20 protein-coding genes are annotated in these 25,364 nt (G+C 54.5%); 13 read left to right on the top strand and 7 right to left on the bottom strand.

The window, feature by feature from the left end; translation table 11 throughout:
- Window positions 1–881 precede the first annotated feature (881 nt).
- Together ACZA91_RS04535 and ACZA91_RS04530 are read left to right on the top strand one after the other, a co-directional pair.
- Window positions 882–1,193: a carbon dioxide-concentrating mechanism protein CcmK gene (locus tag ACZA91_RS04535; RefSeq protein ID WP_099531705.1), complete on the top strand. Its 312-nt coding sequence runs from the start codon at window positions 882–884 to the stop codon at window positions 1,191–1,193.
- 131 nt (window positions 1,194–1,324) lie between these two features.
- Window positions 1,325–1,930 carry a Uma2 family endonuclease gene (locus ACZA91_RS04530; RefSeq protein ID WP_099531706.1) on the top strand — a complete coding sequence of 202 codons (606 nt, stop codon included), beginning with the start codon at window positions 1,325–1,327 and terminating at the stop codon, window positions 1,928–1,930.
- Between the two features lie 129 nt (window positions 1,931–2,059).
- On the opposite strand, the gene ACZA91_RS04525 is transcribed toward ACZA91_RS04530, so the two are convergent.
- From ACZA91_RS04525 to ACZA91_RS04515, 3 genes are read right to left on the bottom strand one after another with little or no spacing between them, the layout of a single operon-like run.
- Window positions 2,060–2,353 (bottom strand): putative quinol monooxygenase, encoded by a 294-nt coding sequence (locus ACZA91_RS04525; RefSeq protein WP_463184923.1) that lies wholly within the window; start codon window positions 2,351–2,353, stop codon window positions 2,060–2,062.
- Between the two features lie 60 nt (window positions 2,354–2,413).
- Entirely contained in the window at window positions 2,414–3,103 is a 690-nt protein-coding gene (locus ACZA91_RS04520; RefSeq protein ID WP_463184921.1) for a response regulator, read from the bottom strand.
- A complete protein-coding gene (locus ACZA91_RS04515) occupies window positions 3,084–4,208 on the bottom strand; it encodes a sensor histidine kinase (RefSeq protein ID WP_463184919.1) in 1,125 nt (374 codons plus the stop codon). Before ACZA91_RS04515 ends, ACZA91_RS04520 begins: the two co-directional genes overlap by 20 nt.
- A 319-nt stretch (window positions 4,209–4,527) precedes the next feature.
- Between ACZA91_RS04515 and kdpA the strand changes: the two genes are divergently transcribed.
- The 6 genes from kdpA to ACZA91_RS04485 all read left to right on the top strand — a co-directional run bounded on the left by kdpA (window position 4,528) and on the right by ACZA91_RS04485 (window position 13,567).
- On the top strand, window positions 4,528–6,168 hold the full coding sequence (gene kdpA / locus ACZA91_RS04510; RefSeq protein WP_463186385.1) for a potassium-transporting ATPase subunit KdpA: 1,641 nt from the start codon (window positions 4,528–4,530) through the stop codon (window positions 6,166–6,168).
- Between the two features lie 218 nt (window positions 6,169–6,386).
- The gene (locus tag ACZA91_RS04505) at window positions 6,387–7,112 is read left to right on the top strand and encodes an FkbM family methyltransferase (RefSeq protein ID WP_190532548.1); all 726 of its coding nucleotides are present in this window, start codon (window positions 6,387–6,389) and stop codon (window positions 7,110–7,112) included.
- 351 nt (window positions 7,113–7,463) lie between these two features.
- On the top strand, window positions 7,464–9,554 hold the full coding sequence (gene kdpB / locus ACZA91_RS04500) for a potassium-transporting ATPase subunit KdpB (RefSeq protein ID WP_463184916.1): 2,091 nt from the start codon (window positions 7,464–7,466) through the stop codon (window positions 9,552–9,554).
- Between the two features lie 171 nt (window positions 9,555–9,725).
- The gene (gene kdpF, locus ACZA91_RS04495) at window positions 9,726–9,977 is read left to right on the top strand and encodes a K(+)-transporting ATPase subunit F (protein WP_463184914.1); all 252 of its coding nucleotides are present in this window, start codon (window positions 9,726–9,728) and stop codon (window positions 9,975–9,977) included.
- Between the two features lie 3 nt (window positions 9,978–9,980).
- Window positions 9,981–10,562, top strand: a complete 582-nt coding sequence (gene kdpC, locus ACZA91_RS04490) for a K(+)-transporting ATPase subunit C (protein WP_463184913.1) — start codon at window positions 9,981–9,983, stop codon at window positions 10,560–10,562.
- Window positions 10,563–10,717: 155 nt separating this feature from the next.
- On the top strand, window positions 10,718–13,567 hold the full coding sequence (locus ACZA91_RS04485) for a cyclic nucleotide-binding domain-containing protein (RefSeq protein WP_463184911.1): 2,850 nt from the start codon (window positions 10,718–10,720) through the stop codon (window positions 13,565–13,567).
- Between the two features lie 186 nt (window positions 13,568–13,753).
- Here ACZA91_RS04485 and ACZA91_RS04480 read toward each other — a convergent pair whose 3' ends face one another.
- The gene (locus ACZA91_RS04480; RefSeq protein ID WP_463184910.1) at window positions 13,754–15,127 is read right to left on the bottom strand and encodes a TldD/PmbA family protein; all 1,374 of its coding nucleotides are present in this window, start codon (window positions 15,125–15,127) and stop codon (window positions 13,754–13,756) included.
- Window positions 15,128–15,542: 415 nt separating this feature from the next.
- Between ACZA91_RS04480 and ACZA91_RS04475 the strand changes: the two genes are divergently transcribed.
- The 5 genes from ACZA91_RS04475 to ACZA91_RS04455 all read left to right on the top strand — a co-directional run bounded on the left by ACZA91_RS04475 (window position 15,543) and on the right by ACZA91_RS04455 (window position 21,310).
- Entirely contained in the window at window positions 15,543–16,706 is a 1,164-nt protein-coding gene (locus ACZA91_RS04475; RefSeq protein WP_099531714.1) for a GuaB3 family IMP dehydrogenase-related protein, read from the top strand.
- A gap of 300 nt (window positions 16,707–17,006) precedes the next feature.
- The gene (locus ACZA91_RS04470) at window positions 17,007–17,594 is read left to right on the top strand and encodes a Panacea domain-containing protein (protein WP_463184907.1); all 588 of its coding nucleotides are present in this window, start codon (window positions 17,007–17,009) and stop codon (window positions 17,592–17,594) included.
- Window positions 17,595–17,676: 82 nt separating this feature from the next.
- Entirely contained in the window at window positions 17,677–18,870 is a 1,194-nt protein-coding gene (locus tag ACZA91_RS04465; protein WP_463184905.1) for an ABC-three component system protein, read from the top strand.
- Complete coding sequence (locus ACZA91_RS04460) at window positions 18,867–19,367, top strand: three component ABC system middle component (protein WP_463184903.1); 501 nt, start codon at window positions 18,867–18,869, stop codon at window positions 19,365–19,367. The genes ACZA91_RS04465 and ACZA91_RS04460 overlap by 4 nt, the downstream gene beginning before the upstream one ends.
- Window positions 19,364–21,310 carry a DUF3732 domain-containing protein gene (locus ACZA91_RS04455; RefSeq protein ID WP_463184902.1) on the top strand — a complete coding sequence of 649 codons (1,947 nt, stop codon included), beginning with the start codon at window positions 19,364–19,366 and terminating at the stop codon, window positions 21,308–21,310. The genes ACZA91_RS04460 and ACZA91_RS04455 overlap by 4 nt, the downstream gene beginning before the upstream one ends.
- 134 nt (window positions 21,311–21,444) lie before the next feature.
- Here the strand turns inward: ACZA91_RS04455 and ACZA91_RS04450 are convergent, their stop codons facing one another.
- The 3 genes from ACZA91_RS04450 to ntrB form a co-directional block, all read right to left on the bottom strand.
- Window positions 21,445–22,284: a nitrate ABC transporter ATP-binding protein gene (locus ACZA91_RS04450; protein WP_099531717.1), complete on the bottom strand. Its 840-nt coding sequence runs from the start codon at window positions 22,282–22,284 to the stop codon at window positions 21,445–21,447.
- Between the two features lie 92 nt (window positions 22,285–22,376).
- On the bottom strand, window positions 22,377–24,374 hold the full coding sequence (locus tag ACZA91_RS04445) for an ABC transporter ATP-binding/substrate-binding protein (RefSeq protein ID WP_190529083.1): 1,998 nt from the start codon (window positions 24,372–24,374) through the stop codon (window positions 22,377–22,379).
- Between the two features lie 80 nt (window positions 24,375–24,454).
- Complete coding sequence (ntrB, locus tag ACZA91_RS04440; protein ID WP_463184899.1) at window positions 24,455–25,291, bottom strand: nitrate ABC transporter permease; 837 nt, start codon at window positions 25,289–25,291, stop codon at window positions 24,455–24,457.
- Between the last annotated feature and the right edge of the window lie 73 nt (window positions 25,292–25,364).

The following is a 25,364-nucleotide window of genomic DNA, read 5'->3' as shown; positions in this document are numbered from 1 at the left end:
GTGGACTAGGCGATCGGGGTGAATAAAAAAACAGACAGCGAGGGCGATCGAGCCACAGCGGCAATCAGGTAGCCGCTGCTGAGATCGATCAAGTTAGAGTCGATCGAATGCGATCGAAACTACAGAGTTTGCGTTATGACTGGGTTAAAAGACCGTCTGTTGAGCTTGGTCTTGAGTCCCCGGCAAAACGACCGGAATACATAGCCAGAGGGCCTTACTGATTGTCCGGTGAACGCGGTTGCACTGGTTGTATTGGCAACTACTGATTAGCACTGATCGGTAACGATCGTGTCAATCGCTGGCGGAACCGGCATCGGGAGCACGGGGTTAGCACGCGGGCGATCGACTTCAATCCCATGACCCAGTTCAATCCCATGATCCAGGGCCAAAACCGCTGGAAGCAGAACCAGTTAACCGCGATTGGGTTGGTCGGATCGGAAGATTGGTGCGCACATCCGCCAGCACAAATCGTCATTCATCGAGTCGTACAGATGACTGGGGAGTGAGGGGGTGCACCAAAATGATTCGAGCCTTCAGGATAGTCAGCAAACCCAATTCTAAAGAAACTGTAGCGCTTTAATCTAGATCGGCCCTTGGCGTTTATGCAACTGATCGGCCAACGAATGTCGATCGAAGGTTGAATCGAAGGTTGATTGGACTCGATCTGAGTTGCTGACCCAGTTGCCAAAACTGCCCGTTGGGTTGCTCATCTTTACTGCCATTTCCCCGCGAGCGAAGAGACCCGGATGGGTTTCCTAGTCCCAATCCTGCCGTTGTGCAGATCCCTGGCGGCGATTCGACCCGATCGCGCTACACTTTTGCCAGGGTTGGTTTAGCCGCCCCGCGACCTGCGCCCTTCATTTTCGCGTCCCTGCTGTCCCATGCCCATTGCCGTTGGAACGATCGAAACCCTTGGCTTTCCCTCCATCCTGGCCGCCGCCGATGCCATGGTGAAAGGCGGGCGCGTCACCCTGGTGTTCTTTGACAAGGCCGAAAAGGGCAACTTTTTCATCACCATTCGCGGCCCCGTCTCCGAGGTGGAGCGGGCCATGGAAGAAGGGATCAAAGCGGCGAAAGCGGTTTATGGCGGTCAGGTAATGAGCCACTACATCATTCCCCACCCCTACGAAAACACGGAGGGCGTGATGCCGATTGACTACACCCCCGAAAGCGAACCCCACCGCGTCACCTAAACTTTCAATTATTTTTCTGTTCAAGCGAAAACGGGAATTGGATCAAGGGATCTGAGATCGCAACGCTGAAATGATCAAGGTGGAGCTGCATCGTGATTGCTCAAATTCAGCCTCCATTTCCGTCTCAGTTCATGACCGCTGCGGAGTATTTGGCTTGGGAATCTGAGCAGCCCATTAAGCATGAATATATCCATGGGCAGGTGTATGCCATGGCTGGCGGAACCTTGCCCCATAACGATATTGCGGTGAACTTAACCAGCGCCCTGCGGTTGTTTTTGCGGGGGACAGGCTGCAAAGTGCGGATGGCTGATGCCAAGGTGCAGGTCAGCGCTGCCGGGCCATACTTTTATCCCGATTTAGTTGTGAGTTGTGACGATCGCGATCAACGGGCGATCGAGGCCATCAGTTATCCCAAATGCATTGTTGAAGTGTTATCCCCCAGTACCGCTGGGTTCGATCGCGGCGACAAATTTCGCTACTATCGCCGCATTCCAACCTTGGAAGAATACGTGCTAATCGATGCGGAAAAGGTGGGAGTTGATTGCTACCGCAAAACGAGCGCGGGGAAGTGGGAATTAACCGCATATCCTGACGATGAAGCCGATCCGAACCAGCCGATTCTTGAGCTGGTGAGTCTCGATTTTGCTTGTCCGCTGTCGTTGGTTTACGAAGAAGTAGAACTGAGCCAAGCGATCGATCCAAATCCTATAGATTCCACTCGATCGGTTGAGTCATGATCGCCTGTCTCTGTTCAGCTCAGGTGTGCTTGATCGCCCTCTGCGCCGCCGCCACTGGCACAAGATAGGCGACTTGTGCTCCTATGGATGAATTGCTGGGAGAAACGACATTCTGGCTTCGAGGAGCAATCAATCTTCAGGCTTCAAAACTCCCGCTTCCAACTGATCGAGATAGATAAATTCTGGTGCTTTCACACCGGCTTGTTTGCGGATTTCTACCAACTTCGGTGACTCAAAAAACGCCCTAGCGTCTTGAATTGAAGTCCAATGGGAGAAGTGAACAATCTTGTTAGGATCGCATTCATCCCGTAATACTTGATAAGAGCGCTCGCCTGCCTGTTGGCGAAGGTTGGCAGCGCCGTCAAAAATCGCTTTCCAAGTGGCGTAATCTTCCACTTCATGAATGATCAACACATGGGCCATAATGCAATCAACCTCTTGCGCGAATATCACGAATCTTAGGTGAAAAATCCCCAAGGACACCTAGGAGATGGCGCGATCGCCCATCGGCGCTTGGTGTTGCAAGAGGTGAACTACGGCTTGGGTGCGATCGCGCACGCCCAGTTTTTGCAAGATCGCATGGACATGCACCCGCACCGTGCCGGGAGCAATGTGTAAGGTTTGGGCAATGTCTTGGTTGCTTTGGCCTTGGGCAATCAGATGCAAAATTTCCTGTTCCCGTTGGGTGAGTTCCTCGATCGCCCCGTGGGTCAGGCGATCACCCCGACTCGTTACAGGTTTGGAAACGCTAGATTCCCCCGATTGGGCCATAGCCGCTTGGATTTGGCTGGTGGCCAGGTCATCCCACCAGGAGGCCCCGGCGGCGATCGATCGCATCGCCAGAATCAACGTTTCGGCGCTGATGCCCTTACGACAATAGCCGCGTGCTCCGGCGGCCACCAACCGGGCGATCGCGTCGGGTTCGGCACGGGAGGTAAGCACCAACACGGGCAAAGCGGGCTGAATTTGCACCAGTTGCCGACAGGTTTCCACGCCGCCTAGCCCCGGCAACCCAATATCCAGCAGTGCCATATCAAAACATTGTTGGCGCGCCAGCTCGATCGCCTGTTCACCATCGGCCGCCGCCGCCACCTGCCAATCGGTTTCCTGCTGGAGCCGGATCGTCAGCCCCAGGCGAAATAGCTCGTCGTCTTCAATCAGCAGAATTTGCATGGACTGCGGGGGTAATTGGCGGAGGACAAGCGGCCAGCTCCACCAGGAAGGTTGCGCCTTGGGGCGATCGATTCTCTGCCCAGATTCTACCGCCGTGGGCTTCGATGATTTGGCGGCTGAGATAAAGCCCCAAGCCGGAGCCGGTGAGCTGGCGATCGCTGCCCGCTTGATAGAACCGATCGAACAGCTTGGGCAGCGCCGCCGGGGGAATGCCGGGGCCCGAATCAGAAACTTCCAGCCGGTGGCAAGACCCGAACGATCGCAACTGCACCAAAATTTGTGAATTGCGCGGCGCATGGTTGAGGGCATTCAGCAGCAAATTATCGATCGCCCGTTCCAACTGCAAGGCATCGGCCTCCACCCAAAAGCTGGCCCAAAAGCCCGAGTCGCCACGCTCCAGCCGAATCGTGACGCGCCGCCCCGCCGCCAACACCCGCAACGGCGCGATCGCCCGTTCCGCCAGCTCTCCCAACTCCCAAGGCTGGCGATCGAGCAAAACCCCTTCCGCATCGTTGCGATAAATTTCCAGGACGCTTTCCAGCAGGCGCAAGCTGTTGCGATGGCTGCGTAACATCACCGCCAACACCTGTTGCTGTTGTTCGGTGGCGGGGCCCAGTTGTTGGGCTTGGAAGGCTTCCAGGGTGGCGATCGCCCCGAGTAGCGGCGTTTTCAGGTCGTGGGTCAAGGTAGCGGCAAAGTCCTCGCGCAGTTGGGCAAGCTGGCTTTGGGCGGCCAGTTGGGCCTGTTGTTGGGCCAGCCGGGTGCGATCGCGCCGGGCCCGATCGCTTAACAGGGCCGTGACCAACAGGGCCAACCCAACCAACAGCCGATTGGTGATGGCGGCCGGTGAACCCATCGCCCCGGCTGGTACCCACAGGTTGAGCAACACCAGCCCGATCGCCCCCAGGGTGACGACCATGGTGGTTTTGGGCCGACCATAGGCCCCCACCAGCCCGACCGGAACCACATATAGATACCCCAACACGTAATCGGTGGGGGTCAAAAATTCAGCGGCGATCGCCAGCACCGTCCAAAGCACCGTGGCGCTACCGATCCAAACCCGTTGCCGGGCCAAGGGAACTGATGGGGTCGATCGCCGGTTCATGTCATTGTCCTGGGGTTGGCAGTGGGAGCGATCCGGTGGCGTTTATAAAGATCATCTCGTAGGTTGGGTTGAGGCACGAAACCCAACGCCTGTAACCCTTGTAGTGATCGCGTTGGGTTTCGCACAGCTCAACTCAACCTACAGGACTAAACCGTTCTAAACGGTTGATATAGATCGACGATCGCCTAGGCCGGATGTTTAGACCGATTGATAGATGGCGGATTCGGGGCGATCGCCCGACGATTGAGAGGATCTCCTAGCGCCCGCGATCGGGTGGATGGGGGTCTGGTCTTTCGTCCGATCGAGCGATCGGGTCTTTATGCTATCGGGCTGGTTGCAAATTGCCCTGACGTTGTTGATCGTGGGGGCGATCGCCCCGTTTTTAGGGCGCTACATGGCGCGGGCATTCCAGGGGCCGGACTGGTTGCCCGAACGCTGGCTATACCGGCAAATTCGCCACCGCACCGATGAGCCGATGACCGGTGGGCAATACCTGCGGGCGGTGTTGGCGAGTAACTTGGCGATCGCTCTGGTGGGTTTTGGTGGGTTTTGGCTGCAAGACCGCTTGCCCCTGAATCCGACCGGCTTGGGTGCGCCCAGTTGGGACTTGGCGGTGCATACGATCGTCTCCTTTTTAACCAACACCGACCAGCAACATTACTCGGGCGAAACGGCGATTAGCTACGGTTCCCAAGTGGGAATTTTGGGCTACTTGATGTTTTTCTCGGCGGCCACGGGGCTGGCGGTGGGGATCGCGTTTATTCGCGGCCTGAGTGGGCAACCCTTGGGCAATTTCTATCGGGATTTGACCCGATCGATCACGCGGGTCTTGTTGCCCCTGTCGATCCCGATCGCCCTGTTGCTGTTGCTGAATGGTGTGCCGGAAACCCTAGCTGGGCCAGCAATGGCCAGCACATTGGAAGGCACAACCCAGGCGATCGCCCGCGGCCCTGTGGCCCACTTTGAAGCGATTAAGCAACTGGGGGAAAACGGCGGCGGATTCTTTGCGATTAACTCCGCTCACCCCTTTGAAAATCCCAACAATTTCACCAATAGTTTAGAAATTGTGGCGACGTTGCTAATTCCCACAAGTTTGATTTTTACCTATGGGGAAATCAGCCAAAACCGGCGACAAGCTTGGTGGTTATTTGGCTTGGTGGGCAGCATTTTTGTGGGCTTAATTGCTCTCAGTGCGATCGCGGAATGGCAAGGCAACCCGACCCTGGCTCCCGGCCCCAACTTGGAAGGCAAAGAACAGCGCTTTGGTTGGGCCCAAACAGCTCTTTGGGCAGTGACCACCACGGCCACCATGTGCGGTGCTGTGAACGGAATGCATGATTCCCTGATGCCGGGGAGCGGTTTGGCCACCTTGCTGGGATTGTTTTTGCAGATGGTTTGGGGTGGTCAAGGTACCGGCACGGCCTATCTGTATGTTTTCCTGATTTTGACGGTGTTTTTAACCGGGTTGATGGTGGGTCGCACGCCGGAATTCCTGGGCCGCAAAATCGAAAAACGGGAAATTATTTTGGCCAGTGCGATCTTGCTAGTTCACCCGGTGTTTGTGTTGATTCCGGGGGCGATCGCCCTAGCCTTTCCAGAGCAATTGGCGGGCATTTCGAACCCCGGCTTCCATGGCGTTTCCCAGGTGATTTATGAATACGCCTCGGCGGCCGCCAACAACGGCTCGGGCTTTGAGGGCCTGGGTGACGGGACGCTGTGGTGGAACCTGTCGGCAACGGTCAGCATTTTGGCGGGTCGCTACCTCCCGATCGCGGCGTTGCTGTTGCTGGCGGACGGCATGGCCCAAAAGCAACCGGCTCCGGCCACCTCGGGCACGCTCCGCACGGACACGTTTTTGTTCACGACGGTGACGGGCGTAACGATTTTGATTTTGGGCTTGTTGACCTTTTTCCCGGTGTTGGCCCTGGGGCCGATCGCCGAAGGATTCGCCCTGCGTTAGGTCGCTTCGTAATTTCCCAAGACCCTGATTCCACGATCCCGAAACCGTTGAAGACAAGGAATTTTATCTAACGGCTTTAAAGTCTTCAATTAAAACAGAACTTTTTTGCACAAACTAATTTGTCACAATAAAGTATATTTTGTGATAATAAATAATTTTGCTTTTGCCTCATGAATGCCTATTTTGCTCTCAATTCAATTTCATGACTCCTGATCATCATGAGTGCTAAAATAAAAGAAGTGTTTGAGTGTTTTTGTAGCTCACTGCTACTAATCAAAAACTTTTTCTGGATATTAAAATCAATGCAGCACTATAACAGTTACTCTCAATGTGGTGAAGATGCTGTTCTAAGGCATTTACTGTCAGTATTAAGTATTGATATTAGGTGTCCTGGTTTTTATGTAGATGTTGGAGCGTTTCACCCATCTCTCTACTCAAACACAAACTTCTTGTACAATGTCGGCTGGAAGGGAATTAACATTGATCCTAACCCCCACTCCATTGCTTTATTTGAGTCTGCAAGACCAAGAGATATTAATTTGAATTTTGGCGTAGGAAACACATGTGGCCTTGAAAAATTACATATGTTTTCTGATGGTGCAGTTAACACATTCTCCGATGCTATGGCTCAGGGATTTAAAGACTCAGGATTTCACTACCTGGGATCAAGATTAATTGAAATGCGAACACTCAACTCAATTCTTGACCAATATCTTCCCCCTAAACAATCAATAGATATCCTGGATATCGATTGTGAGGGTCTAGATGAGGAAATTTTGTGGTCATTTGATATTCAACGATTTTGCCCGAAAATTCTTCTTGTAGAAGCTCATGGATTTGATTTCTCTAAGCCCCTTCAGCATCCAGTGTTTAGATACATGGTTGGTCAAGGGTATAAGGTTGAGGCTAAGGTTGGTCCAACTTTAATTGCATCTCATAATTGAAGACCTCGACAAAATTTGTGAGATAATAATCTTTTTGATAGTTAATCACTTGGGTCACAAAATTTTACTACTTTGTCATTACTTAAGGCACTACTAAAAACTTTGGTTTTAGTAATTAAGTTTTCTTTAAGTTCGCGCTCTCAGTAAGCCTGCTTTCTCGGTAAGTCCGCTTTTCTGGTGTTGACCCTGGGGCTGATTGCCGAAGGATTTGCCCTGCGTTAGGTCGCTCCCTATTTCCCAAGACCCTGATTTCACTATCCCGAAACCGTTGAAGACAAGGGGCTTAAGCCCCTTGCCCCGGGTGGTGGAGCCGTTAATCCATTCAGCGCTTTTGTTAGGAACCGTCTGTTTATGAACAGTCTTGCAAATAAGATGCGGCGCACTCCGGGCGGCCCCCGATCGCAACGTCGCCACACGCCCAAAGTCAGTCACCAAGGGTTATATGGCCGCGCCATTCAGCAGGCCTTTTGGAAGCTCGACCCGCGCCAGGCGGTGCATAACCCGGTGATGTTCGTGGTCTGGTTGGGCACGGTGGTGACGCTGTTGGTGACGATCGCCCCGGATTTGTTTGGCCCCGTGGCCGATCCGAATGCCCGGGCCGTGAATGGCGCGATCGCCCTGATTTTGTTGGCGACGGTTTGGTTTGCCAACTTGGCCGAGGCGATCGCCGAAGGTCGCGGCAAAGCCCAGGCCGATGCCCTACGCGCCACCAAAGCAGACACGATCGCCCGGCGGCTGTTGCCCGATGGCAGCGAAGAGGCCATATCTGCATCTCGGTTGCAACGGGGCGATCGGGTGCGGGTGGCGGCGGGCGACGTGATCCCCGCCGATGGGGAAGTGTTGGACGGGGTGGCTTCGGTGGATGAGTCGGCGATTACCGGCGAGTCGGCTCCGGTGCTGAAGGAACCGGGATCGGATACGGCCAGCAGCGTCACGGGCGGCACGCGGATTGTGTCCGATGAGCTGACGATTCGCGTCACCGCCGATCCGGGGCAGGGGTTTATCGATCGAATGATTGCCCTGGTGGAAGGGGCCGAGCGCCGCAAAACCCCCAACGAAATTGCCCTGACGGTATTGTTGGCGGTGTTGACCCAGGTGTTTTTGTTGGCGATCGCCACCTTGCCGCCCGTGGCTGCCTATGTGCAAAGTCCCGCCAGCATTGCGATTTTGATTGCCCTGTTGGTGGCCTTGATCCCCACCACGATCGGGGGGCTGTTGAGTGCGATCGGGATTGCCGGGATGGATCGGGTGGCCCAGTTCAACGTAATCGCCACCTCCGGCCGGGCCGTGGAAGCTTGCGGCGACATCAACACCCTGCTGCTGGACAAAACCGGCACGATTACCCTCGGCAACCGCTTGGCAGAACAGTTCATTCCCGTGGGCGGCCACCCGATCGACACCGTGGCCCGTGTGGCCTGGGCCGCCAGTTGGTTTGACCAAACCCCCGAGGGCAAGTCGATCGTCCGGCTGGCGGAAAAACTGAGCGATCGCCCCCATCCCACCCCGGAAGCCGCTACGGGCCTGGACTTTTCCGCCCGCACCCGGATGAGCGGCACGGATTTGCCCGACGGCACGGAATATCGCAAGGGCGCGGTGGACGCGATTAAGGGATTTGCTCGATCGCGCGGTGGCTCGATTCCCGCCGATTTGGATGCGGCCTTCGAGCAGGTGTCGCGGTTGGGGGGCACACCCTTGGCGGTTTGCGAAAACAACCAAATCTACGGCGTGATCTATCTGAAAGACATGATCAAACCCGGCATTCGCGAGCGGTTTGACCAACTGCGGCGGATGGGGATTCGCACCGTCATGCTCACGGGCGACAACCGAATCACCGCCGAAGTGATTGCCCGAGAAGCGGGGGTGGATGACTTCATCGCGGAAGCCACGCCCGAGGACAAGATCAGCGCCATCCAACGGGAGCAAGCCCAAGGCAAGCTGGTGGCCATGACCGGCGACGGCACGAACGACGCACCCGCCCTAGCCCAAGCCAACGTGGGAGTGGCCATGAACTCCGGCACCCAGGCGGCCAAGGAAGCGGCGAACATGGTCGATCTTGACTCCGACCCCACGAAGCTGATCGACATCGTGACGATCGGGAAGCAACTGCTGATGACCCGGGGAGCCTTGACCACCTTCTCGATCGCCAACGATGTGGCCAAGTATTTCGCGATTATCCCGGCCCTGTTCGCCTCGATCGGGCTGGGGCCCCTGAACGTGATGGGCCTGACGAGTCCCAACTCGGCGGTGCTGTCCGCCTTGATCTACAACGCCCTGATCATCCCGGCGCTGGTGCCCTTGGCCCTGCGGGGGGTGGCGTTCCGGCCCCTGTCGGCCGATCGCCTCTTGCAGCGCAACATTCTGGTCTACGGCCTAGGTGGCACGATCGCCCCGTTCATTGCAATCAAGGCGATCGATGTGGCAATCGGCCGCTGGGTCGGTTGAGTTCTTTATTAATGCCCTCATCCCCCGGCCCCTTCTCCCAAGGAGGGCGAAGGGGAGAAAAGATTGCCCCTCTCCCGACCTGGGAGAGGGGTTGGGGTGAGGGCAATCCAAGGAACCGTCCCGTAGGTCAAGCAAGCATTTGAGCGTTTATCCAGCCGGAGTTTAATTTCGATGAAAACCCTGTTGCACCATTCAGCACCGGATCGATCGCCCGATCACCGCCTCACGCCTTGGGTGCGCTGGAGCCTGCGCTGGGGCCTGGCTTGGCTCGCCGCCCTCGCCGCGATCGCCCCGGCCACCGCCGCCACCAGCCCAGCACCTCTGAACAGCGGCCAACTGGGGGCGATCGCCCTGTTGGGATTGGCCACCATTGCCCTGTCGATTTATCTGTTCGTGGCGATTTTTCAACCGGAGCGGTTTTAGATCATGGACTTCCTACGCGAAATGGGGCGATCGCTGCGACTGTCGGCGGCCCTGTGGTTGTTGACGGCGGTGATTTACCCGGTGATTTTGTTGCTGGCGGGGGCGGCCCTGCCGTTCCAGGCCAATGGCAGCTTGCTAACCAATGATCAAGGTCAGGTAATCGGGTCAGCCCTGATTGGTCAGCCCTTCACGAGCGATCGCTACTTTTGGCCCCGCCCCAGTGCGATCGCCTACAGCACCGATCCCCAGGTGGCCAAAACCGGCATCTCTGGCGCAAGCAACCTGGCCCCCACCAACCCGGCCCTCGCGGAACGGGTCGCCACCGAAAAACAGCGCCTCCAACAGGCCGGCATCGAACCCACGGGCGATTTGCTCTACAGCTCCGGTTCGGGTTTGGATCCGCACATCAGCCCCGCCAGCGCGATCGCCCAGCTCGATCGGGTGGCCCGCGTCCGCCAAGTCACTCCCGAGCAACTGCGGAGCCTGATTGACCAATCCACCGATCGCCCGTCCCTGAATCTGTTTGGCGAGCCGGGGGTGAATGTGCTGAAGCTGAATCTCGCCCTCGATCGGCTCAATCGTTAGGAGACCAGCAGAGGAATCGTCGCTTCCCAACTTGTAATGGCGATTTTTTAAGATTGAGGTGCGGGGCTGGCCCTGCACCTCGTTCTGTGCGTTGATAGCAGGATTCATTGGCCTGATTTTGTTTTCGTTGCTCCCCTATTTCGCTCAAAAAACTCATGTTCGCTCGCTTCTCTGAACGCACCTTTCATCGGGTTCGCTGGGTGCTGACGATCGGGTGGTTACTCACGATCGCCTCCCTGTTTTACGACCCCTTTTCCTCCGCCTTGACCCGCTGGGAACAAACCTGGAGTCCGTTTCGGGTTGACCCTAATCGATGCATCACCGTTCAAGGCAACTGCTTGCCTGAGCAGCCCTACCCGATCGGGACTTCCCTGTTTTGGGGGATTGTGGTTCCGGCGGGGATTTTGATTTTGTTGGTGTTTGGCCACGAGCTGTGGCGGCGGATTTGCCCCCTGTCGTTTTTGTCGCAAATTCCCCGGGCCTTGGGTTGGCAGCGACAACGCACCAAAACCGACCCGAAAACCGGCAAGGTGAAATCGGAACTGGCCAAGGTGAAACCCAATTCCTGGCTGGGGCGTAACTATCCCTATTTGCAATTTGGCTGGCTGTTTGTGGGCCTGTGCTTGCGGATTTTGGTGATCAATTCCGATCGCCTGGCCCTGGGTCTGTGGCTGTTGGGGACGATCGCGATCGCCATTGCGGTGGGCTATTTCTACGGCGGCAAGTCCTGGTGTCAATATTTCTGCCCGATGGCTCCGGTGCAGCGGATCTATGGGGAGCCGGGTGGCCTGTTTGCCAGCAAGGCCCACACCAGCGAAACGCCGATCACCCAGTCCATGTGCCGGACGATCGACCCGGAAGGCAAGGAACGCAGCGCCTGTGTGGCCTGCCAAAATCCCTGCATTGATATTGACTCCGAGCGATCGTATTGGGATGACATCACCGATCGCACCACCCGCTGGCTCTACTACGGCTATGTGGGTTTGGTGGTGGGCTACTTTGGCTACTACTACCTCTACGCCGGGAACTGGAATTACTACATGTCCGGCTATTGGGCGCGGCAAACCGACGCGATCGGCCAATGGCTGAAGCCCGGTTTCTATCTGGCGGGCCAGGCGATCGCGATTCCCAAGTTGCTGGCCGTGCCCCTGACCTTGGGGCTGTTTACGGTGCTGGGCGTGGCGATCGGGCTGGCGGCGGAACGGGCGATTCGGCAACTGTGGGCCGGCAGCGCCAAGTTGCCCCGCGAAGTGCTGCAACACCGAATTTTCACGATTTGCACCTTTGCGGTGTTCAACTTCTTCTTTATCTTTGGCGGCCGGCCGATCATCACCCAACTGCCCTATAAGGTGCAGTGGTTGTGGGATGTGTCCCTCGTGCTGCTCAGTGCCTTTTGGTTGCAACGGGCTTGGGCCCGCAGCCCCCGGCTTTATTCGTTGGAGAACTTGGCCAACCGCTTCCGCAAACAGTTGGTGAAAATGCGGTTGGATGTGGCGCAATACTTTGAGGGCCGGTCGATCGACGATCTGAACCCCCATGAGCTGTATGTGCTGGCCAAGGTGCTGCCCGGCTTCACCCAAAACCAACGGCGGGAAGCCTACAAAGGCGTGTTGCGCGAATCCTTGGAAGAAGGTTTCACCGACACCGCCAGCAGCTTGGAAGTGTTGCGGCAACTGCGTCAAGAGTTGGATATTTCCGATGATGATCACCGGGAAATTCTGGCCCAGTTGGGCGTGGAAGATCCGGCCCTGCTCGATCCGAACCGCCAACGCAGCTTGGAAAATCTGGTGCGCTTGACGGGCTATCGGCGTGCTCTGGAGCGGACGATCGCCCTGCAAGAAAATCGGGGCGGCCCGCGCCAAAGTGCCCTGGAATCCTTGGCGGTCAACCCCGAGGAGTTGGCGGCCCTGCGGTTGGAATATGGGATTAGCGCCAGTGACGAAGAACGGGCGATCGCTCAGCTCGATCGCGTCCAGGCGGCGGAACAGCGAGGCGATCGGTTGATCGCGCGGCTGACCGTGGAGGTCGATCGGTTCCGCCGCTTGCACCAACCGCAACTGCTGGCCCAACCGGCCCTGTCGTCGTTGCTGACGGTGTTGCGATCGACCGTGCGCCATCAGCAGGAGTTGGTGATTCGCGGGCTGTTGGAAATTCTGGAGCGGTTGGGCAACGACCCGGTGGCCGAGCGGTTTGCCCAAACCCTCAGCACCTTGGCGGCCGTGACCCTGCCGGATGTGCTAGCCGATCCGGACGATCGCTGGAGCGATCGACTGACTCCCGAGATTTGGCAGCAGCTCAATGCACCGGGGGGCGGCGCTTGTGCGATCGACCTGCCCGCTTCGGACATTGCCGATGACCTGGCCCATTTGCTGGGCGAGGTGGAAATGCCGCCCACGGCCCAGGCGGTGGCCCTGTTTGGCTTAGCGCGGGTCGATCGGCCCCGGGCCGTGAGCTTGGCGCGGGATTGGCTGGCGGCTCCTGACCCGATCGTGGCGGACACGGCCCAACGGGTGGTGGATGCCGACCCCGATCGGCCCCTGCTGTTGGTGGATTGTCCGACCCTGGAAAAATTGGCGGCCTTGGCCAATACCGATTTCTTCGCGGATTTGAACGGGCAATTGCTGCTGGAGGTGGCGGCGCGATCGGAAGTCCGCAGCTACCGGGCCGGCGCTGAAATCGTCGAGGCGGGCGACACCTGCCGCGAACTGCTGGTGTTGATCGAAGGCGACGCGCAAATCACCCGACCGGGCGAGCCGGAGCCGACCGCGTTCCATCCGGGGCAAGTGCTTGATGAGCTGGAAGTGCTGGCCCATTCGGAGCAAACGGGCACGGTGGTGGCCCTGTCGGAGCCGACGCGAATTTTGGCCATGCCGGTCGATCGCTTTGATGACCTACTGGATCAGGATCGCGAGCTGTCCCGCCGGGTGCTGGAGCTAGAAAGCCGCCGTCTGCAACAGGTCTTGAGCCTGCGATCGACCCTGGCGACCGCTGGGGCCGTGGGCTAACCGTTCCGATCGCTGGGGCTGCATGGCCAAACGGCATCAGCCCAATGCCATGAACTGAATAGTTGAAAGGGGGGGCGCATTTCGGTGCGCCCTTGCTTTTGGGGCGATCGCCCTATGGCTGGTGATTGCTGGGAGCTGGCCCGTTAGCTTTCCTGTCCGTTGCCTGGCCAGAATGCGGCCGATCGCCTAATCGCCCGATCGCCCCGTAATCGACAGGCCATCCACCACGATCGAGGGTGTGTAGCAAGAGCCGTTCCATTCCGCATCTCCCCCCAGCGCCACCACCTGTTTCAAGGCGGCATAAACATTGCCCGCCACCATGGTGTCCTTGACTCGGCCGACAATTTGCCCCTGCTCCACCCAAAAGCCCAGGTCAATATTCACGGAAAAATCTCCGGAAATGCCTGCGCCGCCACCCAACATTTGGTCAATGATCAGGCCCGAGGGCAAATTGGCAATCAGTTGCTCCAAACTATCTTGGCCGGGGGTAATTACCATGTTGAACAGGCCGGGAGCCGGATAGCTGCCCAAGCCGGGCCGGAAACCGTTGCCGGTGGTGCCAATGCCCAGGCGGCGGCCGGTTTTGCGATCGGCGTAGAAACTTTGCAGCACCCCGTCTTTCACAAAATCAATGGCCCGGGTGGCCGTGCCTTCGTCATCAAAGGGGCAACTGTAGGGCCCCGCTTCGGGCTGCTGAGACAGGGTTACTCCCCCATCCAAGACCCGATCGCCCAGGCGGCTGCCTTCCAACTTGCCCGTTTGCCCACCCCAAGGCGAGGCTCCTTCGAGGGCTTGCTTGCCATTGAGGGCAGCTTGGACGGTTCCCCAAAGCATGTCGGCGGCTTTGGCTGTGAACAGGACGGGTAACCGGCCGGTGAGGGTGGCGGCGTTTTGCCGAGACCAATCGAGCCGCTGCACCACCTGTTGGGCGATCGCGATCGGGTCGAGCTGATCGCGCTGGGTTTGTCCATCGGCCACATATAAAAAGTCATCGCCCCGCACCCACTCGGCGGACAGGTAACAGCCCAAAGTGGTGTCGCTGTAGCCACAGTCGAGGCCGCGGGAGTTCACCAATCGGGTGGTTTCCATATCCGCTTCCCACTCCGCAGAACAGAGCACATCGGGATGGCGATCGCGAATATGGGCGATCGCGCTTTTGCCCCACTCAATTAACTGTTCCACGGCGATCGCCTGGCCCAAGTCTGGGTAGTGGTCGGCGGCGGCGCTGTCAGCCAGTTCAATGTCTTCCGGGTCGTTCAGCGCACTGAGGGCGATCGCCCGTTCCACCAAGGCCTGGGCATCCACGGGCCCATAGGCCACCGCCAGGCCGGGCCGACCATTTTTCCAAAGCCGCAGGGCCGTGCCCGCGGCCTGGGCGCTTTCAATTTGCTTCAGGCGGTTTGCTTCAAAGGAAACCGGCCGCGATAGGGACTGGGATTGATAAACTTCAGCGGCTTCAGCACCGGCCCGCTGGGCTAAATCGAGTAATTGCTCCGGTTCGATCGCACCTGTGGCGATTCCGTTGGTTGCAGAAACTTCCGGCCACTCAGCAGCACCCATAGGGCAATTCACAGGGGCAATTGACAACATCACTGCGGCTTTTGGGATTAGCACAGGGTCGGCCAGGGGCCGGCCAACACCAAGGGAGCCACGCGGGCAACCCCTCATTTCACCAGCGATCGTGCGCCAGCAAAACCGCGCCAGACCGCAACGCTGCCCCAAATTGTACCGTTGCGGGGGCCGTGCAACCCGCCCATTCCCGGCCCAGTCCTCCGAAAGTCAAGGGGGCGATCGCGAATCGATCGCCCAAGATTCTAGAAGCGATCGCGCCGTCTGCTAGATTTGATACCCTAGCTGGAATACATTTCGCCAACCCGCTCAATCACCCCCCGAATTCGCTCTGCAAAACGAATTCTAGGGTTATCTATATGAGCGATCGCAAACCTCGATTCGAGCCAAGGAGCAAGCAAGCGCAGTGGACATTCAATTGGGACGAGGCAAAACCGCTCGCCGGGCCTACGGTATTGATGAAATCGCCCTGGTGCCGGGGGGCCGCACCGTTGATCCAAACGTCACCGATACCCGCTGGACGATCGGCGGCATCGAACGCACGATCCCGATTATTGCCAGCGCCATGGACGGCGTGGTGGATGTCCAAACCGCCATCAAGCTGGCCCAGTTGGGGGCATTGGGCGTGTTGAATCTGGAAGGGATCCAAACCCGCTACGACGATCCCGAACCGATCCTCGATCGGATTGCCTCCGTCGGCAAAGATGAATTCGTGCCCTTGATGCAAGAACTCTACGCCGAACCGATCAAAGAAGCCTTGATTGCTAAGCGAATTCAGGAAATGAAGGCCGGCGGCGGCATCGCGGCCGTCAGCGCCACCCCGATCGCCGCCCAAAAATTCGGCAGCGTGATCGCCGAAGCCGGAGCCGACATCCTCTTTATCCAAGCCACCGTCGTTTCCACCAACCACGTCTCCCCCGAAGGCGTGACCCCGCTGGACTTGGCAAAATTCTGCAAAGAAATGCCGATGCCCGTGGCCCTGGGCAACTGCGTCACCTATGAAGTGACCCTGCAACTGTTGGAAGCCGGAGCCGCCGCCGTGTTGGTGGGCATTGGCCCCGGTGCGGCCTGTACCTCGCGCGGGGTGTTGGGCATTGGTGTGCCCCAAGCGACTGCCGTGGCCGACTGCGTGGCCGCTCGCGACGAATTCCACGCCAAGACCGGTAAATACGTGCCGATTATTGCTGACGGTGGCTTGGTGACCGGCGGCGACATCTGTAAGTGCATCGCCTGCGGAGCCGATGCGGTGATGATTGGCTCGCCGTTCGCGCGGGCGGCCGGTGCGCCGGGTCGTGGTTTCCACTGGGGCATGGCCACGCCTAGCCCCGTGCTGCCCCGGGGGACGCGGATCAAGGTGGGCACGACGGGAACCCTGGAAGAAATCTTGATCGGCCCCGCGAAGTTGGACGACGGAACCCACAACCTGTTGGGCGCACTGAAGACCAGCATGGGCACGTTGGGAGCCAGCACCCTGAAGGAAATGCAGCAAGTGGAGGTGGCCGTTGCGCCGTCGCTGTTGACCGAGGGCAAGGTGTACCAGAAGGCACAACAGTTGGGCATGGGCAAATAGTCGATCGCCTGCTGAGGTTGTCGATTCGTCTCAATTTATAGGGCGATCGGCCACAATCCTTATCGAGAGGCAAACTCAGCGTATAGAATAGAGGTATAGCGGAGACGCATGTTTCCGTTCACTCCTCACACCACACCCCGCTCGAACAAGCTTCGGGCGGTTTTTTAATGCTTTTGAATCGTTTGAAGCATGTGCGATCGCGTTTTTCCCGCATTTGGAACTGGATTTTGAACAGTCGAGAACTCTAGAATGGACTGAGAAGTGATTAGCGATCGACCAAAGCAGAGGGGAACCCAAGCCATGATTAGCTGCCTCGATGCTGCTCAATACTTCATTGCCCGAGCCTATGAAGATGGCTTGGAAGTTAATATGACGAATATGAAGGTGCAAAAGCTACTGTATTACGCCCAGAGCTTGCACCTAGCTTTATACGATCAACCGCTTTTTGCGGAAGAAATCCAAGCATGGCGCTATGGGCCCGTTTGCCCACCTGCTTATCGATTTTATAGTGACTTTGAAGCCCAGCAGCTACCATTTCCAGAGCGAAAAAAACTATCGCATCTTTCAGAAGAAATCCAATCAGTTCTGGATGAAGTTTGGGAGAATTTTGGCGGCTATCATGCTTATCGACTGAGCGAGATGAGTCACTTGGAATTTCCCTGGCGAAGAGCGCGTCAAGGACTACCGACCGCAGCCAGCTCAACACAAGCTATTTCCTTGGATGATCTCAAGGCTTTGGGGCATCAAAAATTAGAGCAAATCGAGCGATCGTCGCCAGTTTATGATGCGGCGATGACTCAGACGCTCCATGCTTCCTTAACAAATCCACCCACCGCTACGATTGAGAAAGGAGCAGTGAATGACTGGCTTAACTCCCTTCTCGATTGAGAGTTCTGAGCAATTTGAGCGCTCTTTCGAAGAATTGAGAGAGCTTAAGTTTATGATATTTTGAGGATAATAGAGGGCAGCAATGGCTTCATACTCAAATTTCTCTGCTACTGACTCTGTTCTTGGATATTTGTATCAATTTCGTTTAGCATTATGGTCATCACTTCAGAAGTGTAGAAAAAACGAATCTTTCTCAGTTTATCTGGAAACACTAGATGATGTAGTTTTTGAAACTAGTGATTCTCTTGTTGAGCTTTTACAACTAAAACATCACTGCAATCACGCAGCAAACTTATCTGATTCCAGCTCTGATCTCTGGAAGAGCTTTCGTGTGTGGATAGAGGGGCGCGCAAATAATAGTATTCCTAAAGATGCCCAGCTTTATTTGATTACTACCAGTAAGATTAGTCCTGGATCATCAGCAAGCTATCTTACACCCGAAAATCGAAATGAGGCTGAAGCTCTCAAAAAGTTGAAGGCAACAGCAAATACATCTGAGACCAAAAAAAATGAGATTTCTTATAAATTATTTAAAGATCTTTCTAGTCATGAGCAAGCAATTCTGCTCAGATCTATTACAATTCTTTCTGGCGCTCCTAATATCAAGGAAATTGATAAATCTCTGCGTGATGAAATTCGATTTATTGTGAAACGCAGTCACCTTGAATCATTCCTTTTCCGGCTTGAGGGTTGGTGGTACAGGCGAGTGGTTAAGCAACTTGTTTCTTCAGATGAATCGCCAATTTTTAGTGATGAAATTGAGGGCGTACTGGATGAACTGCGAGAGCAATTCAAAGATGAGTCACTTCCGATAGATGAAGATATTTTTGATGTAGAAGTAGAATCGGATTTATACGAAAAATGGATATTTGTTCAACAAGTGAAGCTTGCTGGCATTGGAAAACAAAGAGTTTTCTTTGCAATTCGTGACTATTACCGTGCATTTCAACAGCGTTCTCGGTGGATAAGAGAAGATCTGATTTTGACGAGTGATCTTCACAAGTATGAACGAAGCTTGCAAGAAGCATGGGAATATGAGTTTGCTTGTATTGCAGATGAACTAGGAGATGAAGCAAGTGAGCAAATCAAGAAAGAAGCGGCTCGAAAGATTTATAATTGGATGGAAAATTGCGACTATCCAATTCGACCGCAAGTTAAGGAGCAAAGTATCAAACGAGGATCATTTCACATCCTATCCGACTATTTGAGAGTGGGATGGCATCCAGAATTCAAGCAACGATTGCAAAAAATTCTTGAACCGCAAAAAACTCTATGACTTCTATACCTTGGTCTGATCGATCTATTGAACAAGCTCGACTACTTAACCCGGCATTTCTTGCAGTATTGATCTGGTCGTGTGTTAAAGGCTATAACAGTATCAGTCAGCAAGGTATGCCTTATCCTTTATTGTTTGTCATTATGCCAATCATTTTACATAAGTCTACGCGAGAAAGTTTGCCTAATAAAACCAGTAAATCTCTGGCTACATGGATTGGAGAACACCCAAATGTGCATGTTCAATTTATTGAACGAGCAACTTCATTGGTGTCTGTCACTAAAGAGGGAGTAATATTTGGAATTAATGGTCAACTACTCCAACTCTCATCGTTACAGATCCTACTTGGAGAATCACCAAGATTAATCAACCGATTTTTGAGAGAGTCTTCGAATGAAGTCCAAGATTGTATAGAAAAAGCAAATTTTGTGGGCAGATGGTTTGCGTCGTCTGGTGACTATCTGACTATTATGGCTTTCTGGGGAGTGATGCCTTGAGTATTCAGATTCTTGATATTGTTTTGTATTCTCCTCAAGGAGAGCGCCGTGTCCTATCTCTACGACCTGGAGAGGTAAATGTCATTACTGGAGAAGAGCGGACAGGAAAGTCTGCATTAATCAGCATAGTTGATTACTGTTTTGGTAGCCCTTCTTGCTCTGTCCCGTCGGGCACTATTCAAAATAATGTTGCCTGGTATGCCCTACGAATCACAGATGGAAATACAGAACACTTTATTGCCCGACGCGCACCAGAGCAGGGTCAAAGAGCTAGCTCATCTGCTTATTATATTGTAGGATCATCACTCAACATTCCCAATGCAAATGAGCTTTCCGCAAGAACTAATATTGATACTATTGTTGAGCGACTAAAAGATATCATTGGTATCCGTCTTCATATCCACGAACCACCCGAAGGACAAACCCGGCCACCTCTAACTACTACCTTTCGACATGCACTCGCATTTGTATTTCAGCCTCAAAATGAAATTAGTCAACCAGGATTTTTATTCCATAACCAAAACAGTAATTGGGTTGCACAGGCTATCAAAGATAATTTTCCCTATTTTTTAGGTGCAGTTGAAGATGACTTTGTTGCAAGCAAGGCGAGATTAAAAGAGCTGAGATCCTCTCTACGAGATCGAGAGCGTACCTTGGCCCGCCTCGAATCATTAGCAAGTGGTAGACTTAGCGAAGTGTCAGGTTTATTAACTGAAGCATATAACATTGGATTATTAGATCAGAATGTTGCACCGGAGTCTTGGGATGAAGCTATTGAAATACTGCGCATAGCTATTAGCACCTCTCCAGAGGAGCAAATAATCCGCTACGAAGAAAGCATAGATCAGGCAGAATTAATACGATTAAATGAGGTGCGTAGTTCCTTGCGTCAGCAGCTTGCTAGAGAGCAGGGTGAATTAAACGCCATGAGAGAGTTACTTGTCAATGAAAGCGGTTTTACTCAGGAATCTCATGAGCAGTTGTCTCGACTTAGAAGCTTAAATTTATTCAGAAATTTTTCTGAGCCTCATTGCCCACTTTGTGATCAACCAACTAACCAGCTTCCTTCACCTGACTTACTGCAACGAGAAATTAACCGAGTATCAGAGCAATTAGAAGGTGTGGCTAGACAAACGCCAGGCTTGGAAGCACTTATCCTTCGGCAAGAGGAACAAATTAATATAACCAAGCAACGTTTACACGAGAATCGAATAGCACGTGAGGCTTTACAGCGAATTGACGAACAACTAAACCAACTACGTGATGACTCTGTGCGAAGAGCTTATGTTATTGGGCGCATCAGCTTGTTTCTTGAAAATTTGCCACAAATTTCTGACAATTCAGAGCTGCGCTCTGAAATCACTCAGCTACAAGGTGAAATTGACCAGCTAAATACAAGCTTGAGTGATGAAAATATTCAAGAAAATCTTAACCATATTCTTTCTCTTATCTCCAGAGATCTAACTGAATGGTCGAACAGACTTCATCTTGAGTATCAAGGCAACCCATTTCGATTAGATCTTAGATATCTGCAAATTGTAACCGACACGAGTGACGAAATTGTTCCTATGCATCGTATGGGAAGCGGTTCCAACTGGCTAGGCTGTCACCTAATAGCTCATTTGGCTTTACACAAATGGTTTATACAGCAATCAAGACCTGTTCCCCATTTTTTATTCCTGGATCAACCATCGCAAGTGTATTATCCGAGGGATCGAGCAATTGTAAGCTCTCTGGAAAATCTTGAAGATGCAGAGCGAGCAGCAGTTACTCGAATGTTCGAACTGATCCGTGACGTTGTTCGTGAACTTCACCCCGGCTTTCAAGTCATTATTACTGAACATGCTGACCTGTCAGAAGATTGGTACCAAGAAGCTGTTGTGGAACGTTGGCGCAATGGCAATGCATTGATTCCTGTTGAGTGGACTGCTAATGGAAGCTAAGTGCCAACATTTTTCGTAAAAATTGCTGAATTCTCCCTTGTGAACTTAATCAGCAATAAAAATCCCCGATCGCCTGGTGGGGCAAACGGGGAAGAAGCAAAGTTGCTGAGGAGAAAACTGAAAAATTGTCGCGCCTATTCGTCGTCGTGGGCGTAACGATTGAACAGGTAATCGAGGGCGTAGTTCCGCAGATCGTAGTAGCGCGGATCTTCCATGATTAGGTCACGATCGCGCGGGCGATCGAACGGAATTTCCATCACTTCCCCGATTTTTGCGGAAGGGCCGTTGGTCATCATCACCAACTTATCGGCCAAGAAGAGTGCCTCATCAATGTCGTGGGTGATCATCAACACCGTGCAGCGGCGACCACTCCAAATTTTCAGCAATTCTTCTTGGAGTTCTTCCTTGGTGATCGCATCCAGCGCACCAAAGGGTTCATCGAGAATCAACACTTCCGGTTGAATAGAAAGGGCGCGGGCGATCGAAACCCGCTGCTTCATACCCCCGGAAATTTGCGGTGGCTTCTTTTCCATGGCTTCGCTGAGACCCACCATGGCCAGGTTGTCGCGAGCCATAGCGCGCTTTTCCCGTTCAGGTTTTTCGGGAAACACCGCATCGATCGCTAGATAGACGTTTTCAAACACCGTCAACCAGGGCAATAGGGCGTAGTTTTGGAACACCACCATTCGATCGGGCCCGGGCTTTTTGATGTCTTGACCCTTGAGGCGCACCGTGCCGTGGGTGGGCTGGGCAAACCCAGAAACCATGCTCAACAGGGTCGATTTACCGCAACCGGAGTGACCGATTACGCAAATAAATTCGCCCTCATTAACGGTGAGGTTCACCCCATCCAAAACGACATAGGGGCCTTTACCGGTGGGGTAGGTTTTGTTAACCCCTTTGAACTCTAGAAAGGGCGTGCCGGAAGACTGAAGCGGCGCAACTTTTTGAGCGCTGTTGGTGGCGATCGACATCCTAAACACCTCCGACAAATCGGTTAATTCGGATTGCAAACTGAAGCGATGTGGGTTCGTAGGGGCGCACAGCGGTGCGCCCTCTCCGGGATTTACGCAGCCAAGATTCGTGGCGGATCGAGGTGAACTTCGGCGATCGAGATATTGGCCTTAATCGCCAGGCTGTTCAGGTAGCTAATCGGGTCTTCCGCGTCGAAGGCCGAACCATCAAACAGTTCGATCGCCCCGCGCCGGAACTTCTCATCCAGCAAGCCCAGCTCCCGAGCCGCGATGCTGTAGGTGGTTGGGCGCACCACCCGCTCCAGCACTTCCAGCCAGTTGCGCGGGAAGGGCACATCGCCCCAGCGTGCCATCTGCGCCATCATCCACAGGTGCTCCGTGCGGCTGGGACGGTTGGCCCCTTCGCCATAGAACCAGTGGTGGGCATATTCGATCGGGTTGCCCAAGTCGCAGGTCAGCTCCTTCGGATCACCCAGGTGGATATATTCCTCGCGAGTGCCCACATAGGCGCGATCGCTCAGGATTTTGCGGACTTCCAAGTGGTTCGCCGGGTCGGAGCAGTAGCGGCAGGCATCCAGCAGCGCCTTCACCAGGGCCACGTGGGTGTTGGGGTAGGCGTTGGCCCAGTCTTCGCGCACGCCCAGGACTTTGCCGGGGTGTCCTTGCCAGATTTCCAGATCGGTGGCGATCGTCACGCCCACGCCTTCCATGGCGGCCCGCAGGTTCCAAGGCGAACCGACGCAATAGCCGTCAATGCTGCCCGCTTTCAAATCCACCACCATTTGGGCCGGCGGAATTGTTTCCAAATGCACATCATGATCGGGATCAATTTCGTTGGCTGCCAGCCAATAGCGCAGCAGCAAATTGTGCATGGAAGAGGGGTGAACCATCCCCAAAATGTGGGATTTACCCGGCGTTTCCCGCAGCAGCTTTTTGAAGTCGGCGGCCGTTTGAACACCTGCATCAAACAGCTTTTTGGAAAGAGTGACGGCGTTTCCGTTGCGGCTCATGGTCAGGGACGTGACCGTGGGCAAGGGGCGATCCTCATGACCACCAACGGTTAACCAAATTGGCATCCCCGAGGGCATTTGGGCTGCGTCGATGTAGCCACCGGCAATCCCGTCTACGATGCCGCGCCAACTGGTTTCCCGCACCAGGTTGACTTCATCAAGGCCGTATTTTTCAAAGAAGCCCTTTTCTTTGGCTACTGCCAAGGGAGCGCAGGCGGTGAGGGGCACAAAGCCGATTTCCAAATTGACTTTTTCCAAGCCATGTTTGGCGACCACTTCCACCTTGCGGGCACGGATTTTCTTCACCCGTTTCTGTTGGTTCAGGAAGTAGATCATTTCCGATCGCAGCTTGTAGTAGCTGGGGTGTTCCACCACTTCCATCCGCTTGCGGGGGCGGGGAATATCCACTTCCAAGATTTGCCCAATTTTGGAGCCGGGGCCGTTGGTGAGCATCACGATTCGATCGCTCAACAACACCGCCTCATCCACGTCGTGGGTCACCATCACGGCGGTGACTTGGTTTTCCTCGCAAATTTGCATCAGCTTTTCTTGCAAATTCCCGCGAGTCAAGGCATCAAGCGCACCAAAGGGTTCATCCAACAGCAACAGCTTGGGTTTGAGGGCCAAGGCGCGGGCGATCGCCACCCGTTGTTTCATCCCGCCGGACAGTTGACCAGGGCGCTTTTCGGCGGCTTGTTTCAAACCCACCATATCAATGTGGGTTTGCACCATCGCATCGCGCTCGGCCTTGGGCAAATCACCCATCACTTCATCGACAGCAAGCGCAATGTTTTCGCGGGCGGTCAACCAGGGCAGCAGTGAATAGTTTTGGAACACCACCATCCGATCGGGCCCGGGTTTTTTAATCCGTTGCCCTTCCAGGGTGACGAGGCCATCGGTCGGGAAATCCAACCCAGAAATCATGTTTAAGAGGGTGGATTTGCCGCAGCCGGAGTGACCAATCAGGGAAACGAATTCACCCTTTTTGATGGTTAGGTCAATGCCCTTGAGGGCGAGATATTCACCTTGGTTGAGGGGAAAGACTTTTTCGAGATTCTCGATCGCAACGAATGCACTCATGGGGCAATCCTCTAAAAACCAGCGGAGGGAATAGTTAGGGGCGCAACGCTTGCGCCCTTGGAAACTGGCGATTTACCGATTTATTCCGGCAGGATCAGGGTTTGGATGTAGGCAACAGCGCGATCGAGAATCAAGCCCACAGCTCCGATGTAAACCACGCCCAAAATGATTTCGCTGACGTAGTTTTGCTGATAGGCATCCCAGATGAAGAAGCCGATGCCCAACGTGCCGCCAATCACGATTTCAGCGGCGATAATTGCCAACCAAGACAGACCGATCGCAATCCGCAAACCTGTGAAAATGTAGGGCAGGGCCGAGGGGAACAGAATCTTGAAGAAGAAGGTTTTTTGCTTCAGTTGCAACACCTGTTTGACGTTGATGTAGTCCTGGGGAATTTGCTTCACACCCACCGTGGTGTTAATCAAAATCGGCCAAACAGCGGTCACAAAAATCACGAAGATTGCAGAGATTTCCGGTTGTTGGAACGTCACCAGGGCGATCGGCACCCACGCCAGCGGTGCAATCATCCGCAAGAACTGAAAAACCGGATCCAGCGCCTTATCAATGGCCGGTGAAAGCCCCACTAAAATCCCCAATGAAATGCCCACGACCGAGGCGATCGCATAGCCCTGGGCCACGCGCACCAGGCTCGCCATCGTTTGCCAAAACAGACCCTTATCCAACCCGCCGCGATCGTAGAAGGGATAGAGCAGCAGGGTGCGGGTGCGCTCGTCGGTAAACACGCTCAGGGGGCCGGGCAACCGGGTCACACCCGACCAAGCAATCAGTTGCCAAATTGCCAGGAATCCCAAAATCCCGATCGCGGGTAATAGGATTGTGCTGCCATTTTTCTTCAGCCATTGGTCAAAGGCGGAGGGCTTGGAAATGCCGTTCGATCGAGATACAGAAGGTGCCATGGTGATGTTCTCTCGAAGGTCAAAGAAAGAAGTTGAATGAAGCAGAATTCAACCAATTGGGTGTGTGAGTCGT

This window comes from Limnothrix sp. CMB-01, from assembly GCF_055193175.1.
Note: the sequence above shows the minus strand (reverse complement) of the source record. Positions and strands in the feature narration are given on the sequence as shown.

What these genes read in the sequence shown, in the direction of transcription:
- ACZA91_RS04535 (WP_099531705.1), top strand. Translation starts at nt 882, where the DNA reads ATGCCCATTGCCGTTGGAACGATCGAAACCCTTGGCTTTCCCTCCATC.
- ACZA91_RS04530 (WP_099531706.1), top strand. Translation starts at nt 1,325, where the DNA reads ATGACCGCTGCGGAGTATTTGGCTTGGGAATCTGAGCAGCCCATTAAG.
- ACZA91_RS04525 (WP_463184923.1), bottom strand. Translation starts at nt 2,353, where the DNA reads ATGGCCCATGTGTTGATCATTCATGAAGTGGAAGATTACGCCACTTGG.
- ACZA91_RS04520 (WP_463184921.1), bottom strand. Translation starts at nt 3,103, where the DNA reads ATGCAAATTCTGCTGATTGAAGACGACGAGCTATTTCGCCTGGGGCTG.
- ACZA91_RS04515 (WP_463184919.1), bottom strand. Translation starts at nt 4,208, where the DNA reads ATGAACCGGCGATCGACCCCATCAGTTCCCTTGGCCCGGCAACGGGTT.
- kdpA (WP_463186385.1), top strand. Translation starts at nt 4,528, where the DNA reads ATGCTATCGGGCTGGTTGCAAATTGCCCTGACGTTGTTGATCGTGGGG.
- ACZA91_RS04505 (WP_190532548.1), top strand. Translation starts at nt 6,387, where the DNA reads ATGAGTGCTAAAATAAAAGAAGTGTTTGAGTGTTTTTGTAGCTCACTG.
- kdpB (WP_463184916.1), top strand. Translation starts at nt 7,464, where the DNA reads ATGAACAGTCTTGCAAATAAGATGCGGCGCACTCCGGGCGGCCCCCGA.
- kdpF (WP_463184914.1), top strand. Translation starts at nt 9,726, where the DNA reads ATGAAAACCCTGTTGCACCATTCAGCACCGGATCGATCGCCCGATCAC.
- kdpC (WP_463184913.1), top strand. Translation starts at nt 9,981, where the DNA reads ATGGACTTCCTACGCGAAATGGGGCGATCGCTGCGACTGTCGGCGGCC.
- ACZA91_RS04485 (WP_463184911.1), top strand. Translation starts at nt 10,718, where the DNA reads ATGTTCGCTCGCTTCTCTGAACGCACCTTTCATCGGGTTCGCTGGGTG.
- ACZA91_RS04480 (WP_463184910.1), bottom strand. Translation starts at nt 15,127, where the DNA reads ATGGGTGCTGCTGAGTGGCCGGAAGTTTCTGCAACCAACGGAATCGCC.
- ACZA91_RS04470 (WP_463184907.1), top strand. Translation starts at nt 17,007, where the DNA reads ATGATTAGCTGCCTCGATGCTGCTCAATACTTCATTGCCCGAGCCTAT.
- ACZA91_RS04465 (WP_463184905.1), top strand. Translation starts at nt 17,677, where the DNA reads ATGGCTTCATACTCAAATTTCTCTGCTACTGACTCTGTTCTTGGATAT.
- ACZA91_RS04460 (WP_463184903.1), top strand. Translation starts at nt 18,867, where the DNA reads ATGACTTCTATACCTTGGTCTGATCGATCTATTGAACAAGCTCGACTA.
- ACZA91_RS04450 (WP_099531717.1), bottom strand. Translation starts at nt 22,284, where the DNA reads ATGTCGATCGCCACCAACAGCGCTCAAAAAGTTGCGCCGCTTCAGTCT.
- ACZA91_RS04445 (WP_190529083.1), bottom strand. Translation starts at nt 24,374, where the DNA reads ATGAGTGCATTCGTTGCGATCGAGAATCTCGAAAAAGTCTTTCCCCTC.
- ntrB (WP_463184899.1), bottom strand. Translation starts at nt 25,291, where the DNA reads ATGGCACCTTCTGTATCTCGATCGAACGGCATTTCCAAGCCCTCCGCC.